The organism is Staphylococcus sp. KUGN1 (assembly GCF_045984185.1).
In the GTDB taxonomy this organism is placed as follows: Bacteria; Bacillota; Bacilli; order Staphylococcales; family Staphylococcaceae; genus Staphylococcus; species Staphylococcus warneri_A.
The window spans coordinates 405,583-421,871 of sequence record NZ_JBJQIL010000001.1 but is presented as its reverse complement, the minus strand read 5'-3'; the positions used below and the strand labels follow the sequence as shown (position 1 = coordinate 421,871).

General features: G+C 31.5%; 13 protein-coding genes. 3 read left to right on the top strand and 10 right to left on the bottom strand.

Features of this window, described 5'->3' with window-relative positions:
• Positions 1-63: 63 nt before the first annotated feature.
• The 6 genes from ACJQQZ_RS02100 to ACJQQZ_RS02075 all read right to left on the bottom strand — a co-directional run bounded on the left by ACJQQZ_RS02100 (position 64) and on the right by ACJQQZ_RS02075 (position 7,831).
• Positions 64-1,422, bottom strand: coding sequence for a TrkH family potassium uptake protein (locus tag ACJQQZ_RS02100; protein ID WP_002450750.1), 1,359 nt, complete (start codon positions 1,420-1,422; stop codon positions 64-66).
• 16 nt (positions 1,423-1,438) lie between these two features.
• Positions 1,439-3,238, bottom strand: coding sequence for a S1C family serine protease (locus tag ACJQQZ_RS02095; RefSeq protein ID WP_107532382.1), 1,800 nt, complete (start codon positions 3,236-3,238; stop codon positions 1,439-1,441).
• Between the two features lie 202 nt (positions 3,239-3,440).
• The gene (locus ACJQQZ_RS02090) at positions 3,441-4,241 is read right to left on the bottom strand and encodes a TerC family protein (RefSeq protein WP_002450752.1); all 801 of its coding nucleotides are present in this window, start codon (positions 4,239-4,241) and stop codon (positions 3,441-3,443) included.
• A gap of 305 nt (positions 4,242-4,546) precedes the next feature.
• Positions 4,547-6,109, bottom strand: a complete 1,563-nt coding sequence (locus ACJQQZ_RS02085; protein ID WP_002450753.1) for a peptide chain release factor 3 — start codon at positions 6,107-6,109, stop codon at positions 4,547-4,549.
• Positions 6,109-6,366, bottom strand: a complete 258-nt coding sequence (locus ACJQQZ_RS02080) for a YueH family protein (RefSeq protein WP_261369360.1) — start codon at positions 6,364-6,366, stop codon at positions 6,109-6,111. Before ACJQQZ_RS02080 ends, ACJQQZ_RS02085 begins: the two co-directional genes overlap by 1 nt.
• The gene (locus tag ACJQQZ_RS02075) at positions 6,347-7,831 is read right to left on the bottom strand and encodes a UDP-N-acetylmuramoyl-L-alanyl-D-glutamate--L-lysine ligase (protein ID WP_145505934.1); all 1,485 of its coding nucleotides are present in this window, start codon (positions 7,829-7,831) and stop codon (positions 6,347-6,349) included. Before ACJQQZ_RS02075 ends, ACJQQZ_RS02080 begins: the two co-directional genes overlap by 20 nt.
• Positions 7,832-8,445: 614 nt before the next feature.
• On the opposite strand from ACJQQZ_RS02075, the gene ACJQQZ_RS02070 reads away from it, so the two are divergent.
• Together ACJQQZ_RS02070 and ltaA are read left to right on the top strand one after the other, a co-directional pair.
• Positions 8,446-9,621 (top strand): diglucosyl diacylglycerol synthase, encoded by a 1,176-nt coding sequence (locus ACJQQZ_RS02070; RefSeq protein WP_145505931.1) that lies wholly within the window; start codon positions 8,446-8,448, stop codon positions 9,619-9,621.
• Positions 9,599-10,786: a lipoteichoic acid biosynthesis MFS flippase LtaA gene (gene ltaA / locus ACJQQZ_RS02065; protein ID WP_049425010.1), complete on the top strand. Its 1,188-nt coding sequence runs from the start codon at positions 9,599-9,601 to the stop codon at positions 10,784-10,786. Before ACJQQZ_RS02070 ends, ltaA begins: the two co-directional genes overlap by 23 nt.
• 81 nt (positions 10,787-10,867) lie before the next feature.
• Here ltaA and ACJQQZ_RS02060 read toward each other — a convergent pair whose 3' ends face one another.
• The 3 genes from ACJQQZ_RS02060 to ACJQQZ_RS02050 form a co-directional block, all read right to left on the bottom strand.
• On the bottom strand, positions 10,868-11,377 hold the full coding sequence (locus ACJQQZ_RS02060; RefSeq protein WP_107532380.1) for a YjcG family protein: 510 nt from the start codon (positions 11,375-11,377) through the stop codon (positions 10,868-10,870).
• 163 nt (positions 11,378-11,540) lie between these two features.
• Entirely contained in the window at positions 11,541-12,287 is a 747-nt protein-coding gene (locus ACJQQZ_RS02055) for an esterase family protein (RefSeq protein WP_002450759.1), read from the bottom strand.
• 188 nt (positions 12,288-12,475) lie between these two features.
• Positions 12,476-14,035 (bottom strand): alanine/glycine:cation symporter family protein, encoded by a 1,560-nt coding sequence (locus ACJQQZ_RS02050; protein ID WP_293754874.1) that lies wholly within the window; start codon positions 14,033-14,035, stop codon positions 12,476-12,478.
• Between the two features lie 209 nt (positions 14,036-14,244).
• Here ACJQQZ_RS02050 and cozEa point away from each other — a divergent pair, with 209 nt between their 5' ends.
• A complete protein-coding gene (cozEa, locus tag ACJQQZ_RS02045) occupies positions 14,245-15,330 on the top strand; it encodes a lipoteichoic acid biosynthesis protein CozEa (protein ID WP_002450761.1) in 1,086 nt (361 codons plus the stop codon).
• A gap of 112 nt (positions 15,331-15,442) precedes the next feature.
• Here the strand turns inward: cozEa and fabI are convergent, their stop codons facing one another.
• Positions 15,443-16,213: an enoyl-ACP reductase FabI gene (gene fabI / locus ACJQQZ_RS02040; RefSeq protein WP_002450762.1), complete on the bottom strand. Its 771-nt coding sequence runs from the start codon at positions 16,211-16,213 to the stop codon at positions 15,443-15,445.
• Between the last annotated feature and the right edge of the window lie 76 nt (positions 16,214-16,289).

Sequence of the window (16,289 nt, the reverse complement as noted above, 5' to 3'; positions counted from 1 at the left end):
AATAATACAAAAGACATTTTAAGTATAAACTGTCTTTGATACTTAAAATGTCTTTAATTAAATTTATCCAATTTGTATACGTTCTTTAGGGTAGCTGAATTTTTTAGGCTCTTTTCTTCCAGCTATCATTATAATAAAGGAAATTAAACCTACACGTCCTATAAACATTAATATCATTAATACAATTTTTGTAATATTGCTTACATCATCTGTTACACCTAGTGTTAAACCACATGTACCAAACGCCGACATAACTTCAAAGAAAACTTGTAAAAACGATAGTTTTCCTTGCTCTGCTACAGATATAATAATCATGCTTGTGAAGGTCAAAATGGAAGCCATGGTAAATACCATAAATGATCGTTGTATATCCATAATATGAATTTCTCTATTGAATACTTTAATTGAAATTTTATCTGCAGAATTACTAAAATTAATGACAAATAAAATTAAAATAGCGAAAGTAGTAGTACGGATACCACCACCTACTGAACTAGGAGATGAACCTATAAACATCAAAATGCTCATAATGATATTTGTTGCATCACTAAAGTGAGATACATCAATGGTTTGTAATCCTGCACTCCTAGTTGTAGCTGATTGAAACAGCGAATAAAACAACGACTGATGCCAACTCATCCCTTTGAATGCATGGTTATGTTCAAGTAAGAAAATAATGATAACACCAAAAACAAATAAGAATAAATATGTTGATGTTGTAATTTTCGTAAATAATGAAAATCTAAAATTTGTTACTCTATTTTTAATGTAGGCTTTGACTTCAAGCAACACTGGAAAGCCAATAGAACCTAAAACGATTAGGAACATTACAATCGTTTGCACAAAATAATCTTTTGCATATGGGACAAGTGAATCACCTGTGATATCGAGACCGCCATTAGTTGTGGCTGATATAGAAACAAATATCCCCTGCATAATAGCATATTTTAAATCGGGATTATCTCTATAAAAATAAAATGCAAGTAAAAGTGCACCTATAAATTCAATTACAAATATGGTTCTAACTATTTCTAAGATTAATTTTACAGTCCCACTCATTGTATCTTTATTGTTATCAAGCATAATTAGCTGGCGTTCACGAATACCTATATGTTTACCTAATACGACCCACAATAATGTTCCAATGGCCATCACACCGATACCGCCAATATTTAAAATGACTAGTATAATAATTTGACCAAACGTAGAATACGTATCAACAATACTAATTGGTGTTAATCCCGTAACGCTTATTCCAGATACTGCTACAAATAATGTATCTATTGGATTAACGTCGACTCCAGATTTGTGTACATATGGTAGATTTAACAACAAGAACGCGACAACAATTGCTGCTAAATAGTATAGAACTATCCCTTGTTGAGGACTGGATCTTTTTAATAGTTGGCCAAATATCGACATTCATTTCACCTCAACATTATTTTAGTTTTATATCTATATTAATGACTTTTCCATCTCTATACACTTTAGCTTTTAATGTACTTTTGTCTTCTCTATGATTAAATATAATTTGTCTATATCTTAAATTATCTTCAATTCTTTTCCCATCTAATTCTACTATGACATCATCTTTTTTCAACCCTGATTTATCGCCAGGGGCATTAGGCTTTACTTCACCAACTATAATACCATTTTTAACACTATCGGGTAATTTGATTGATTGGCGTTCGTCATCATCAATATCTGCTACATTTTTAATTTTGATTCCAGTATTAGGATATTCAATTTTACCTTCTTTCTCTAAATGAGCAGCTATTTTTTGAGCATCATTAATTGGTATTGCAAATCCCATACCTTCCACATTATCCATATCAATCTTCAGAGAAACAATACCTATCAGTTTACCATCTCTATCTACAACTGCACCACCTGAATTACCAGGATTCACAGGAGCATTAATTTGGAAGGCTTTCATTAGTACATCATAGCTATCGTCTTTATCAATATCTACTGGTACATGCCTATCTAAACCAGAGACTATACCATCAGATACACTTTCTTTGAAGTCAACACCTAATGGATTACCCACTACAATAATAGGTTCTCCTAAAACAAGATGATTAGAATTACCAGTAGTGATGGCTTTTACAGAATCATCTGCACTTTTAGCTTTAATGACTGCTATATCAGACCATTTATCGGTACCAATCACTTTTCCTTGAACCGACTTATTATTACCAAATGTTATCTTTTGTTTATCCTTATTACCAACTACGTGAGCATTTGTCATAATAAAAAGAGAGTCGCCCACTTTTTTGTAGACGACACCTGAACCAATTTCATTATCTGCTTTAGATGTATTATTTGGAACTGAAGTATTTTTTGTCCCTTCGTTCTCTACTGTTACTACAGATTTTACTGTACTATTCGCACTTTTCATTGTGTCAGTATAATGTTTATTCGTAGGTGTTAAAGCACTGTCATTTGTATGGTCATTTTTATTAACATTAGTAAAAATAGCGTTAAGTATAATAATTAATAATATCACGCCTATAATAATCGCTATTTTAGGCCAATGTTCCTTAAAGAATGACTTGATAATATCTAGATAATCCGTTTTATTTTCTACTTTATTTTGAGTTGAAGATGCATTATCTTTCTTTGTTTCAAATTGATTTTGTTTAGCACTTTGCTTGCTATGATGCTGATGTTTCTTTTCAGTATCAAAATCACGATTTTCAACAGAAGTTGATTGTTTATTTAACTTCTTACTAGATTCTGTTTTATTGTTTTTCTTTTCACTTTCAATTTCACTACCGTTATTTAGGTGATTTTCTTGAGATGCTTTTGATGCTAATCTATCACTTTGATGCTCCCCATAAGTAGATTTTTCATGATCTTCTTGTTTGCTATCATTTGATGATTGATTTTTACGATTTTGCGTTCGTTTAAGTTGTTGTTCCTCAGGTAATGTTAATTTCGACTTATCATTTTCTTGATCTTGTTGCGTTTTATTCGTTTTATCATTTTGATTTGATACTTGATTTTGTTGTTGTTGGATTTCTTCTTTAGTTAGCTTTTCTATTCTTGCTTTTCTTAAGTTATCTTTAACCCTTTCTTCATTAACTTTAGCTTGGTATTCTTCTTTTTTAGCTTGAATTCTTTCTTTTTGTCTTTGTTTTTCTACTCTTTCTTCTCTTTCTTCATTATGAAAAAATTCACGACGTTGACGTCGATAGCTTTTACGAGGAATTACTTGTTTTTTATTTTTATCCACTAGATAGCCACTCCTATCATTTCAATCAATTACTTTTATTATGACATACTCAATGGGTTTAAGGTAACATTTTTCACTGCGATATGTATAACCTCAATAAATAGTATTATGTATATATAAATTTTATTATTTTATTATTAAAACTGCAATGTTTAACAAATATTAAATAAGACTTCGTATTAATATACGAAGCCTTAGATTATTATTTCTTTTTCTTTTTATTACTTACAGCTGATGTTAACCAACCGATAACAACTAGTAATATTAGGACTGCCCAGAAAATAGATTGCCATAAAACTGTATGTGGGAATTCTTCTGGTAAGATACCTACGTCTTTATGTGCTAATACTAATACGACTAATTTAATTCCGACCCAACCTACAATCGCGAAAGCTGCGCCTTCTAAACCAGGATATTTATTTAATAATTCAACAAACCATGTTGCTGCGAAACGCATTAAAATAACGCCTATCATTCCGCCTAAAAACATCACTGAGAATTGACCTAAATCCATGCCACCAAAATGTATACCTACTTTTGGTAAAGTCACAGCGATTGCTAATGCTGCTAACATGGAATCAATAGCAAATGCAATGTCTGCGAATTCTACTTTAAATACAGTACCCCAGAATGCTTTGGGACCAACTTTCTTTTCTTGACCTTCTTCGTCAAAGTGATGGTCATCTCCAACATTTTCCTGATTCTTGTCATCTTTCTTATGGAAGAATTCCCATAAATTTTTAATTGACATATAGATTAAATATACAGCTCCTGCTGCTTGAATAAACCAGAAATTAGCAATAATACTAATTAAGAATAATGCTAAAAATCTAAATATAAATGCGCCTAATAAACCATAAAATAGTGCTTTCTTTCTTTGCTCAGGTGGTAAATGCTTTACCATAACTGCCATTACTATTGCATTATCGGCAGCTAAAAGACCCTCTAAAAATACTAAGACTAGTAATACCCATGCATAGGATAACAACAAACTCGGATCCATAGTGGACAACTCCTTTAAATTTTATACAAATAAAGAGACCTATGCTAAATAATAGCAAAGGTCTCACTTAGCAAATATTATTGCCCACTTTACCGGAAGTGAATACTTCGTAATGACGATAAAGCGTAAAATCACTTAAATCATTTAAGTGACCATCAAGTTACTCCCCTCTGACATGAGTGTCATAGGTATTTATTTGTGAATATAAATATTATACAGGTTAATTGCTATAATGACAATTTATTATTTAATAACATCATCATTACATTTAAAGCGATACCCATATATATAGAGAGACAAACATTTTACAATAAACTATATAATTTAATGTCTGGGAATTTTTCTTCAAACCAACGTGTCGCAAATTCATTTTCAAATAAAAATACATAATTATCATAACGATCGTGTACAAGTATCGAACGAGATGTATTCATATTATCTTTAATATCTTCCTCGTTTTCAATCCATCTTGCAATTTTACGGCCTACTGGTTCCATCACTACATCTACGTTGTATTCATTGTTCATTCGATGTTCAAAAACTTCAAATTGTAGCTGTCCAACTGCACCTAAAATAATTTGATTCGTGTGCAATGTTTTATAGTATTGAATCGCACCCTCTTGTACTAATTGCTCAATGCCTTTATGAAAATGCTTTTGTTTCATAACATTTTTCGCAGATACTTTCATAAATATTTCAGGTGTAAATTGTGGTAAATCTTGGAAACTAAAGTTTTGTTTCCCACCAACTAATGTGTCTCCAATTTGATAATTTCCTGTATCATATAAACCTATAATATCTCCTGCGACTGCATGATTAACTGTTTCTTTATCATCCGCCATAAATGATGTTGATCGTGTAATCTTTTGTTTTTTGCTCGTACGTTGTAAGGTTACATCCATACCACGTTCAAATGCACCGCTGACTACTCTCATAAATGCAATTCTATCTCTATGTTTCGGGTCCATGTTTGCTTGAATTTTAAATATAAATCCTGAAAAGTCAGTATCAAAAGGACTTACTTCAACATCTTCTTTAGTTTGACGAGCATTTGGCATTGGTGCATGATCGACATAAGCATTTAAAAAGTTTTGAACTCCGAAATTAGCTAATGCTGATCCGAAGAATACTGGTGTCAATTCACCATTTAATAATGCTTCGTTATCAAAATTTTCTCCTGCTTCTTCTACTAACATTAATTCTTCAATCGCTTGTTCGAATGCACTATCATTTTTAATCGCATGATCTTCTTCTAGTTCATAATCGTCATTTAGGTGTAAGATATTTTCTTCATCTCTAAACGGTTCAATAGATTTAGATTTTCTATCAATAATACCAAAGAAGTTTTGACCCATACCTACTGGCCAATTCATTGGATAAGTATCAATATTTAATGTTTCTTCAATTTCATCCAATAATTCAAATGGTTCCTTACCAACACGGTCTAACTTGTTAATAAAGGTAAAGATAGGAATACCTCGCATCTTACAAACTTTAAATAATTTGAGTGTTTGGGGCTCAATACCTTTCGCACAGTCAATTACCATCACAGCACTATCTACTGCCATTAAAGTACGATACGTATCTTCTGAAAAGTCTTCGTGACCTGGTGTATCTAAAATATTAATCTTATAATCATCATAATCAAATTGCATTACAGAACTCGTTACTGAAATACCACGTTCTTGTTCTACTTTCATCCAGTCACTTGTAGCGAACTTACCTGTTTTCTTACCTTTAACAGTACCTGCTTCACGAATAGCACCACTGAAGAATAGTAGTTTTTCAGTTAAGGTTGTTTTCCCAGCATCCGGATGGGATATAATAGCAAAAGTCTTTCTTGACTCTACTTCTTCCTTTATATTCATTAATCATTCTCCTTTAATATTGTTTCAAACCAATTGGTTACAACATTTGCTAATTTTTGAGCTTCTTCTTCACCATTAAATGTGAAAAATTGCATCAATAACGTATCGTTTATTTCTGACCTAGTTAAATCAAGGGCGACTTCAACTGACCAAAATTGATCAGGTATAGCAATAAGCATTGTATCATTCAATCTTTGAAAATATACTTGAAATGCGTATGTTCCTTCTGTATATTCTCTAATCTTCAACAGGCCCACCGCCAAATTTTTTATAAGCCGCTTCTAAACCAATTAAGTCATCACGGTGTGGTACCTTTACATGCCCAGGCATAATTTGATAAGGTTCTCTACCTTTTGAAGCTAATACTACAGTATCACCAGGTTCTGCCACATCAATGGCATGTTTAATACCTTCTGCTCTATCTTCAAATTCAACATAATTTGAGTGAGTGGCACCCTTAGCTAATTCAGCTGTAAGCATTTTAGGATCATCATTGGCAGGATTATCAGGCGTGAAAATAACGTAATCAGCACGACAAGCTATGCTACCCATTTCAGGCGTTTTAGTCATGTCTCTTTCACCAGCCATTCCTACTAAGAAGATAAGTTTTTGTTTCACAAATGGTTTAACTGCATCAATGAGTTTATTCATTCCATCTGCAGTATGTGCATAATCTATAATTAAATCTATTGGCAAATTAGGGTCTAATACTTCTAAACGTCCCTCTACTGGTTCAAGCGATTTGACCGCTTCAATGATGTCTTCAAATGTCGCACCTTTACTCCAAACCGCTATCATAGCTGCCATAATGTTTGAAATATTGAATTTACCTACATATGGACTTTCAACTTGATAACTACCAAATGGTGTGTCAAATTCAAATTTAACACCTTGTAAAGATTCTTCTACATTAATTGCTTTAAACTGTGCATCATGATCTATACCATATGTAAACACCTCATACGGCGTAACAGAAGCTAGATACTCTGAAAAATCGTCATCATTATTTAATACTACATATTTTTCTTTAGCGAGGTCCTCTCCTAATTGACTAAATAATAGTGATTTAGCATGTCCATATGCTTCCATTGTTCCATGAAAATCTAAATGATCTTGCGTTAAATTAGAAAAAATCGCAACATCAAATTCCACGCCTCTTAATCGACCTAATGATAAACCATGACTAGATACTTCCATTGTCATTGCTTCAGCGCCTTCATCAACAGCTTCTTTGATTTTTTTAGTTAGAGATACTGTTTCTGGTGTTGTATTCGCACCTTTTGTTTTTGTTTCATTAATTTGAAAACCATTCGTTCCTAAATAAGCACTACTTTTATTTAATTTTCTATAAATTAAATGAATCATTGTTGCTATAGATGTTTTACCATTTGTTCCTGTTACACCATATGTAACTAATTGATGACTTGGAAAGTCAAATAATTCATGTGCTAATAAGCTCGCTACTCTTAAAGTGTCAGGTACAATAATTTGAGTAACTTCACCTTTTAAGTCTTGCTCTCTATTGACTACAATGATACTACATCCTTGATCTACTACATTTTGACAAAACTTATGGCTATCAACTGTATAACCTTTTGATGCGACAAAAATACTGCCTTCTTTAGCTGTTCTTGAGTCTGTAGTGATATCTACTACTTCTTTATCTAATGTTCCTATAACTTGTTTTACTCGAATTTTTTCGAACAATACACTCGCATTCAAAATGAATCGCTCCTTTTTTTACAATAAGTCTATTATACACGTTTTGATGACTATGATAAATTTATTCTTTCTATTTAACTGTATTAAATATTGGTTATTCTAAAACAACAAAAACTAACTTATTTCAAGCCAATTTCTTATATCATCATTTTGATTTTTCTTACATATATTAAATGAGGTTATACCTCTTGTAAGCCCACGAAAGATAATCATTTAGCTCATTCAAAGCTATGAAAATGTAAATTTATACCCCATTTATTAATTTACTATTAAATAAAACTAAAATTCTTGTTATTTGATAGGTTTTAATAATACATACTTGTTAAACCATGCTAACATTATAAATAGATTATCAACCTTATTTAAAGTAATTATAAAGATAATACATCACTTGTATTAAGTTCTTTCAAATTTATTTTTAAGTTAGTTGTGGTATAATGCATAAATACAAATTTTCGGGCAGTGTCTAATTACCCTTTTAAATTGTAATTAAGACTAAATTGCTACAAATCAATGGTATTTCATGTACATGTAATCACGATATTCCTTTTATAATGTATTAAAATACGTTACACTTATTATAAATTTTAAAAATTAACGGAGGGTGGCTTTTAATGGTTACTCAAAATAAAAAGATATTGATTATTACTGGTTCTTTCGGTAACGGTCATATGCAAGTTACTCAAAGCATCGTAAACCAATTAAATGAAATGAATTTGGACCATTTAAGTGTGATTCAACACGACTTATTTATGGAAGCGCATCCTATTTTAACTTCTATATGTAAAAAATGGTATATCAATAGCTTTAGATATTTCAGAAATATGTATAAAAACTTTTATTATAGCCGCCCTGATCAACTAGATAAATGTTTTTATAAATATTACGGTCTAAATAAATTGATTAATATACTCATTAATGAGAAACCGGATTTAATTTTATTAACATTCCCTACACCAGTCATGTCTGTTTTAACAGAACAATTTAATATCAATATTCCAGTAGCTACAGTGATGACTGATTATAGAATGCATAAAAACTGGATTACTCCTGAATCAGATCGCTATTATGTAGCAACTAAAGATACCAAAAATGATTTTATAGAAGTAGGCGTACCAGCCTCACAAATTAAAGTCACGGGAATCCCGATTTCAGATAAATTCGAAGAACATATTGATCAAAGAGCTTGGTTAAGTAAACATCACTTAGATCCTGATAGACCTACAATATTAATGTCTGCAGGTGCTTTTGGTGTTTCAAAAGGGTTCGACCAAATGATTAATGAAATCTTAGAGAAAAGTAAACATTCACAAGTTGTTATGATTTGTGGCCGTAGCAAAGAATTAAAACGTTCTTTACAAGCTCAATTCAAAGATCATCCTGATGTTCTCATTCTAGGTTTCACAAAACATATGAATGAATGGATGGCATCAAGTCAATTAATGGTTACAAAACCTGGTGGTATTACAATTTCAGAGGGACTTACTCGTTGTATTCCAATGATTTTCTTAAATCCAGCTCCTGGACAAGAATTAGAAAATGCTAATTATTTTGAGGATATGGAATTTGGTAAAATTGCCAATACACCAGATGAAGCTATAGATATCGTTACACATCTTACAAATAATGAATCAATAATAAATAAAATGACTTCAAACATGAAAGAATCTAAAATTGAGTATGCCACTCAAAAGTTATGCAAAGATCTATTAGAACTATTAGGCCATTCTTCGCAACCAGAAGAGATTTATGGAAAGGTGCCTTTATATGCAAGATTCTTCGTTAAATAACTATTCTAATAATAAAAATTTTATTATAATGCTAGTCATTTTATTTCTTATGGAATTTGCGAGAGGTATGTACATATTAAGTTATATAAACTACCTACCTACTGTCACTTCAATTGCAGTTGCAGTGACATCATTAGCATTTTCTATTCATTTTATTGCAGATGCAGCAACAAATTTTGTGATAGGTTTTTTATTAAAGAAGTTTGGTGCTAAGCTAGTATTAACTTCTGGGTTTTTATTAGCATTTCTAAGTTTATTCTTAGTCATTTGGTTTCCATCATCACCAATTGTCATCATTATTAGTGCTATCATGCTAGGTATAGCCGTTAGCCCTATTTGGGTTATTATGTTATCAAGCGTTCAAGAAGATAAACGTGGTAAACAAATGGGCTATGTATATTTTGCATGGTTGTTAGGTTTATTAGTTGGTTGGGTCGTAATGAACTTCTTAATTAAAATACATCCATTACATTTTGTATTTATGATGTCTTTAGTAGTATTAATCGCATGGGTATTATACTACTTCGTTAATATTCAATTGACTAATTACAATACTAAACCTGTTAAAGAACAATTATTACAGATTGTAAATGTAACTAAACGACACATTGTTTTATTCCCTGGTATATTACTCCAAGGTGCTGCGATTTCAGCATTAATACCTATTCTGCCTACATACGCTACAAAAATTGTACATGTATCAACGATTGAATATACAATCGCAATCATGATTGGTGGAATTGGTTGTGCTGTTTCAATGCTATTTCTTTCAAAAATAATTGATAAAAATAGTAAAGGATTTATGTATAGTATTATATTCGGTGGGTTCATCTTATACACACTTATGATATTTGGATTATCTCTAATCACTAATATATATATTGTGTGGGGTATCGCGCTATTCATTGGTCTCATGTACGGCATCTTATTACCGGCATGGAACACATTTATGGCTGGACATATTAATCCAAAAGAACAAGAAGAAACTTGGGGTGTATTTAATAGTGTTCAAGGCTTTGGTTCTATGATTGGTCCTTTATTAGGGGGCTTAATTACACAGTTTACTAATAATTTAAATAATACATTCTATTTTTCTGCACTTATTTTCTTAGTTTTAGCATTATTCTATGGCTATTACTTTATAAATAGAAAACGAGCTAAGTAATTAAAAATGGAGTGAGATAAAGATCTATGTACCATAGATTCCACTATCTCACTCCATTTTTTTATAACTATTTTTTTATTTCTAATTTAATTTAAATGTATCGATAACATTCCATTTGTCTTCTTCAGTGCTAAATTGTAGTAATGATAATTCTTCGATTGTCTCTTTATGATCTACCCCTGCTAACTCTACTTGACCATAAATATCTTCAAATTCTTGGCTTGAAAGACCTTGAGCAATTGTAAAATGAGGTACAAATTGATGTTCGGCCTTACCATAGAAATCATCTGTATTAAAACGATCGAAAATTTCTTCAAGTTCGTCATTCTTAGCAACTTTAAAGTAAATGACATTATTTACTGGTTTAAAGCTAGATGCTTTAGTTGCATGAATATCAATTGATGAAATACCTTTAATTCGAGTTTCAATTTCTTTTTTAACTGAATCTAAATCCGCATCATTAACTTCAAATTGAGATTTCACTGTAATATGTGGCATAATTTGTGCATAATGTGTATCATAACGCTTACGATATGCATTTACCTCTTCTTGAAATGACTTTGATGGGATTAAAGCTAATCCTAAAATCATTTGAATTCCTCCTTTGTTTAACCTATTTCCATTATATCAAAATTCTATGAAAACCGTTACTTTAAACTTAAAATTATTTTTTCTATTTTAAACAATATACATAATAATATTTGTACGTTATTAATTTGAATAACGATTGAACATGATGAATTATGAGTATGATTTACTCTGGTAACTCTTCATCTAAAAAGTATTTTAAAATATCCCCTAACAACGGTTTCCATGATTTCCAATTATGTCCCCCATCAAATTCTTGATAGTGATAACGAATATCAAATTGATTAATGAGTGCATTCAACTCACGATTAGGAGTTAAAAAATTAGCACGTTTGCCATTCGTTGGTAATTTAAAGTCTTCCTCTTCTAAACCAATTCCATGCCAAATAGAAAGTTGTGATTTCGTGTCACATCTCTCAACTTTTTCTTTAACCACTTCATCGTATTGTGGACTTAGCATTGCAACTTGGCTAAATATTGTTGGATACGTTAATGCTGTAAGTAATGCTATACTTCCAGCTAAACTATCACCCATTAAAAGTCGAGCGTTACCCACTTTGTATGTTGGGAAAGTTGCATCTATAAACGGTAATAGTTCTTTACCAACTGCTTGAACTGTTAAATGTGATCGACTACCTTTTGGATGAAACTCCTCACGACGTTTTTCTACATCTTCATAATGAAAACCTACAATAATCGCTCTTTGAATTTCATTATCTTTACGTAGTTTTTCATATTCTCGTTGAATTCTTCCAAACCTTAAAAAGTCTAAACCATCGAAGCATATAATCACTTGGTATTTAAATAAATCAGTATATTCTTCAGGTAAGTAAATAGAAATAGTAACATCTCTTTCTAATATGTCACTATACAATATATGTTTGTTAATTTTACCTGGTTTAAATTCAGACATGCTAAAACGCCCCCTAGTAGTATTATTTATATTGTACCAAGAGACGTTATATTTTTAAATTATGTGCGTTATGAACTTTGATTAAAACTGCAAAATGAAATCTACTGCTATGTTTATTTGTTCTATTTATTCCAATACTGATTAATAATTAATAAGTATATTCTTTCATCTTGAAAATGATAAACTCATTATTTATTTTTCAATCTTTCTGGATATGTTTTCAACCAGAATATTGCATTAGGTATTTTCTTCGCATCAGGCTTATAAACAGCATAGTAGCCAGAACCCAATTGTGCCTTTTGTTGTTCATAGTCTTTAAGTGCTTCTAACGCAGGCTTATGCAATATCCATATTGCTATAATATTCAACCATGCCATTAATCCAACACCTAAATCCCCTAATGCCCATGCGACATCAGCTGTTTTAATTGAACCATAAAAAGTTGCAAATAATAAAGCTAACCTTGCTATGATAAAGAAGATATGTGTAGTCCTCTTACTTTGATGTCTTGTTAAATAAGCTACATTGGTTTCTGCAATATAGTAATATGCCAATATCGTCGTAAAAGCAAAGAAGAATAAAGCAATGGCAATAAAGTATGAACCAATACCAGAAAAATGTGGATCAAAATGGTAGCCGCTACCATGGAAAGCTTTATCTATACCTGCTTGAGCATACATTGCAGTACCTGAATAATCTTTACTGCCATCTGCATTTTCTACAAATATTCCTCCATCTTTGATTAAATGTGGAGTGCCATTTGCATTAGTCTCTCCATCAGTTACGTTATATGTACCTGAAAGTAAAATGATGAGCGCTGTCGCTGTACATACAAATAAGGTATCTACATAAACTGAGAATGATTGAACAAGTCCTTGTTTAGTTGGATGAGAAACTTCTGCAGCTGATGCGGCGTGCGGTCCTGTACCTTGTCCTGCTTCATTAGAATACAAACCTCTTTTTACACCTATCTCAATCATGGCTCCGACAATCCCACCAAATGCTGACTGTAACCCAAACGCAGATTTGAAAATTAGTGCAAATAAAGCTGGAACATGTTGAATATTTATAATAATGATTACAATGGCCATTAATATATATATTACCGCCATAAACGGTACAACTGCTGTAGCAACATTAGCAATTGAACGTAGTCCACCAAAAATAATTAACGCTAAAATAACGACAACGATAATAGCCACTATCCAATTTGGAACATTAAAAGCATTGTGCATAGAGCTAGCAATTGCATTCGATTGAACACCAGGTAAGAGTAATCCTACTGAAATTACTGTAACAATCGCAAATATTAAACCATATATCTTTCCAAATTTTCCACCTATCCCATATTCAATATAGTATGCTGGTCCTCCACGATATTCTCCCTTATCTTCACGTTTGAAAATTTGCCCTAAAGTAGATTCGATAAATGCACTACTAGCACCTAGAAAGGCACTAATCCACATCCAAAATACAGCGCCTGGCCCTCCAATAAATATAGCAGTCGAGACACCTACAATGTTACCTGTCCCAACACGTCCTGCTAACGACATAGCTATAGCTTGAAAGCTTGTGATACCACTTGGTGACTTTTCCCCTTGGAACATTAAACGTATCATCTCTTTAAAATGTCTCACTTGAAAAAAACGCATTCTCAAACTAAATAAAATCCCTGTTAACAATAATCCGTATACTAATGGTTTACTCCAGACGAGATCATTTAAAAATGTAACGATTTTTTCAATCATCGTATACCCCCTTAATTATTATCGATTAAAAAAATTATACAATGTACATATACACTTTACAATATATTTTCAGAATTTTCATTAAATAATATGTATTTTTAACTTACTCAATATGTCACTTTATCGAATCATGACTCTTTTGTAGCTTTTCAATTTGAGATATACTATATAAGACTATAAAAAATGAAAATTTTCAGGAGGATCTATATATGTTAAATAAAGTTTGGTTTAGAACCGGCATAGCTTTAATTATGTTGTTCATACTCATCAAACTATTTATGCAAGTGCATGAAGTATTTACACCAGTTGTAACTATCATCGGTTCTGTTTTTCTTCCTTTTTTAATTAGTGGGTTCTTATTCTACATATGTTTACCATTTCAAACATTATTAGAAAAATGGGGATTCCCAAGATGGGCAAGTATTTTAACTATATTTGTAGTATTAATTGCAATTATCGCTATTGTTGTAGCCTTTATTGCACCTATCATTATTTCAAATATTAATAACTTAATTAAACAAACACCTGCCCTACAAAAAGAAACTGAGCGTTTAATCAATTTCTCACTAACACAAATTGATAAATTACCTAGTGATGTCACACATCGAATAAATAACATGGTTAAATCAATGGGAGATGGCGTCACAGATGTATTATCTAACTCAATTTCATATATTACATCATTAATTTCTACCATTTTCTTATTAATAATGGTACCGTTCTTCCTTATTTACATGTTGAAAGATCATGAAAAATTTATTCCTGCTGTAGCTAAATTTTTCAAAGGTGAACGTAAAGTATTTGTCGTAGATTTATTAAAAGACTTAAACTATACGTTAAAATCTTACATTCAAGGTCAAGTAACAGTTAGTGTTATTTTAGGTATCATCTTGTATATTGGTTATACAATAATCGGCTTACCTTATACACCGTTACTTGTTTTATTCGCTGGTGTTGCTAACTTAATACCATTCTTAGGTCCATGGCTTTCTTTCACGCCAGCAGCTATTTTAGGTATTATCGATGGACCTTCAACGTTCATTTGGGTATGTGTCATTACATTGATTGCTCAACAATTGGAAGGTAATGTCATCACGCCAAATGTAATGGGTAAATCACTTAGCATGCATCCATTAACAATTATTGTGGTTATATTAGCTGCAGGTGATTTAGGTGGTTTCACACTTATTTTAATTGCTGTACCTTTATATGCAGTGTTAAAAACAGTTATTAGCAATATCTTTAAATATCGTCAACGTATTATTGATAAAGCAAATAGCAATGTCAAAGATTAATAAAATTTGTCTTATCAATATTTACAAAGCAAAAAGACCAAGTGATTCTTTCATCAATCACTTGGTCTTTTATTATGTTATAAGTAATATACTTTTGTAGTTAATAACTCAATTATTTAATTGCGTGGAATCCACCATCTACATGAATATTTTCACCTGTCACACCACTTGATAGGTCGCTTAATAAGTATGCAGCAGTTTTACCTACTTCTTCTTGATCGACATTACGTCTTAATGGTGAACGTTCTTCAATTTCTTTAAGTATAGTATTGAATCCACCCACACCTTTTGCACTTAGTGTACGAATAGGTCCTGCTGAAATAGCATTCACACGGATATTGTCTTCACCTAAGTCAAGCGCTAAATATTTAACATTAGCTTCTAAACTTGCTTTTGCAACACCCATAACATTATAGTTTTGTACTGCAAATTCGCCACCTAAATAAGTAGTTGCAACTATACTACCACCTTCAGGCATTAATTTTTTAGCTTCATGTGCAACAATGGTTAAAGAATATGAACTAATATCTTGTGCTAATAAGAAACCGTCTCTAGAAGTTTCAGAGAAACGTCCTCTTAAATCTTCCATGTTTGCAAATGCGATTGAGTGGTAAACACCGTCGATATTACCTACTTCTTCACCAATTTTAGCAAATCCATTGATAACATCTTCATCACTTTGAACATCAATTTGATATAAACGTGCTTCAGGTTGATTTAATTGATCTAATAATTTTTCTAATTCTTTACGGCTACGTTCTTTACGATATGTAAATACTAATTTTGCACCTAATTGGTCCAATACTTTTGCAACACCAAAACCAATACTACGTTTATTAGCAATTCCCATAATGACGTAAGTTTTATTTTCTAGATTTAACATGCAAATAACTCCTTTAAATTAGATATATAATAGTTGATTTCAAACGTTTCCTTCTTTATTCACTCATCATATTCTA

Excerpts from the sequence above, each read along its gene's own strand:
- ACJQQZ_RS02100 (WP_002450750.1), bottom strand. The coding sequence starts at position 1,422 with ATGTCGATATTTGGCCAACTATTAAAAAGATCCAGTCCTCAACAAGGG.
- ACJQQZ_RS02090 (WP_002450752.1), bottom strand. The coding sequence starts at position 4,241 with ATGGATCCGAGTTTGTTGTTATCCTATGCATGGGTATTACTAGTCTTA.
- ACJQQZ_RS02085 (WP_002450753.1), bottom strand. The coding sequence starts at position 6,109 with ATGAATATAAAGGAAGAAGTAGAGTCAAGAAAGACTTTTGCTATTATA.
- ACJQQZ_RS02070 (WP_145505931.1), top strand. The coding sequence starts at position 8,446 with ATGGTTACTCAAAATAAAAAGATATTGATTATTACTGGTTCTTTCGGT.
- ltaA (WP_049425010.1), top strand. The coding sequence starts at position 9,599 with ATGCAAGATTCTTCGTTAAATAACTATTCTAATAATAAAAATTTTATT.
- ACJQQZ_RS02060 (WP_107532380.1), bottom strand. The coding sequence starts at position 11,377 with ATGATTTTAGGATTAGCTTTAATCCCATCAAAGTCATTTCAAGAAGAG.
- ACJQQZ_RS02055 (WP_002450759.1), bottom strand. The coding sequence starts at position 12,287 with ATGTCTGAATTTAAACCAGGTAAAATTAACAAACATATATTGTATAGT.
- ACJQQZ_RS02050 (WP_293754874.1), bottom strand. The coding sequence starts at position 14,035 with ATGATTGAAAAAATCGTTACATTTTTAAATGATCTCGTCTGGAGTAAA.
- cozEa (WP_002450761.1), top strand. The coding sequence starts at position 14,245 with ATGTTAAATAAAGTTTGGTTTAGAACCGGCATAGCTTTAATTATGTTG.
- fabI (WP_002450762.1), bottom strand. The coding sequence starts at position 16,213 with ATGTTAAATCTAGAAAATAAAACTTACGTCATTATGGGAATTGCTAAT.